At 62.3% G+C, this 1,714-nt stretch carries 2 protein-coding genes and 2 pseudogenes; all 4 read left to right on the top strand.

The window, feature by feature from the left end; all coding sequences use genetic code 11:
- A pseudogene (locus DUT91_RS24940) lies at window positions 1-127 on the top strand (DDE-type integrase/transposase/recombinase); the annotation flags it as partial.
- A gap of 78 nt (window positions 128-205) precedes the next feature.
- Window positions 206-451 carry a transposase gene (locus DUT91_RS24935; protein WP_114443046.1) on the top strand — a complete coding sequence of 82 codons (246 nt, stop codon included), beginning with the start codon at window positions 206-208 and terminating at the stop codon, window positions 449-451.
- 144 nt (window positions 452-595) lie between these two features.
- Entirely contained in the window at window positions 596-1,042 is a 447-nt protein-coding gene (tnpB, locus tag DUT91_RS24930; protein ID WP_425373845.1) for an IS66 family insertion sequence element accessory protein TnpB, read from the top strand.
- 12 nt (window positions 1,043-1,054) lie between these two features.
- A pseudogene (locus tag DUT91_RS24925) lies at window positions 1,055-1,600 on the top strand (transposase domain-containing protein); the annotation flags it as partial.
- Window positions 1,601-1,714 lie beyond the last annotated feature (114 nt).

The following is a 1,714-nucleotide window of genomic DNA, read 5'->3' as shown; positions in this document are numbered from 1 at the left end:
GCAGGTGGGTTATCCGGCGTCGATCCGTGTCGATAATGGCAGCGAGTTCATTTCCCGAGATCTTGATCTTTGGGCCTATCACAAGGGCGTCGTGCTTGATTTCTCTCGGCCGGGCAAGCCGACCGATGTATCCCCACGGTGATGGCCGCCTTGCGGAGGTAGGCTGAACGGGGCAAGTCCTAGTGCCAGCACTAGGGATAGTTTCATGACAAAGCAGCTTGTTGAGGTGATCACGTCGGTGGAGCGGCGGCGGCGGTGGTCTCGTGAAGAGAAAGAGCGGCTGGTGGCGGCGACGTTTGAGCCAGGGGCCAGCGTATCAGAGGTCGCCCGCTCGGCAGGCATTCATGCCGGCCAGTTGTTCAGATGGCGCAAAGAACTTTGCCAGATATCGACGCCATCAGCCCCCGCCATTCATGCCGGTGAAAGTTGTCGCGGCATTGCCGGAGCCTGAGGCCCCGGCAGCCAACTCACCGCCGCTCTCTCGCAAGAAGACGAGCATGGTGACGATCGAGCTTGGCCGCGGCCGGCGCCTGCGGGTTGAGAGCGATATCGATACGGAGGCTTTGGGTCGGATCCTCGCTGTTGTGGAGCGGCGATGATCCGGGTTCCGAGCGGCGTTAAAGTCTGGCTCGCCACCGGGCATACGGATATGCGCAAGGGCTTTGCCGGCCTGTCGCTGATGGTGCAGGAGACGTTGAAGCGCGATCCGATGAGCGGTCATCTCGTCGTCTTCCGGGGCCGGAGCGGCGGGTTGATCAAGGTGATCTGGCACGATGGCCAGGGTGCCTGCCTGTTCACGAAGAAGCTCGAGCGCGGCCGCTTCATATGGCATCGGCGGCCGACGGGACGGTGGTTATCACGCCAGCGCAGCTCGGATATTTGCTCGAAGGCATCGACTGGCGAATGCCACAAAAAACCTGGCGTCCGACGTCGGCGGGATGAGCAAAACCGCTGGCATGGCGGAGCGACTATGATTCCATTCCGCCATGACCAATGTGGCCGATCCGCTTCCCGACGCACCTTGCCAGCGCGCATGCGATGATCCTCGCCGAGCGCGCGGCTCCGGCTGGAGATCGAGAAGCTGAAGCGCGACATCTATGGCAGCCGGTCGGAGCGCAAAGCCCGGCTTCTCGAACAGATGGAGCTGCAGCTTGAGGAACTGGAAGCTGACGCCGGCGAAGACGAACTGGTGGCGGAGATGGCGGCACGTTCCTCGGTGGTGAGGGCCTTCGCGCGCAAGCGTCCTTCCCGCAAGCCTTTCCCAGAGCATCTGCCGCGTGAGCGCGTCGTCATCGCCGCACCAGCCAACTGCCCGTGCTGCGGCTCGGCCAAACTGGCGAAGCTGGGCGAAGCTGTCACCGAGACACTAGAGGTGATCCCGCGTCAGTGGAAGGTCATCCAGACCGTGCGCGAGAAGTTTACCTGCCGCCAATGCGAGAAGATCACCCAGCCGCCGGCACCCTTCCACGTGACGCCGCGCGGCTTTGCCGGACCAAATCTTTTGGCCATGATCCTGTTCGAGAGGTTTGGTCAACATCAGCCGCTGAACCGACAGAGCGAGCGTTATGCCCGCGAAGGCATACACCTTACACGATCATCAAGGATTAGATACGCGAGCGGGATCAGCGCCGCCAGGAAGTGTTCGTGCCGCTGTCGCATCCTCCCGGCCATGCGCAGGCCGATTTTGGTGAAGCGATGGTGGTCATCGGCGGTG

The organism is Paramesorhizobium salinisoli (assembly GCF_003335045.1).
Classification (GTDB): domain Bacteria; phylum Pseudomonadota; class Alphaproteobacteria; order Rhizobiales; family Rhizobiaceae; genus Paramesorhizobium; species Paramesorhizobium salinisoli.
This window is presented reverse-complemented; position numbering and strand designations above follow the sequence as displayed.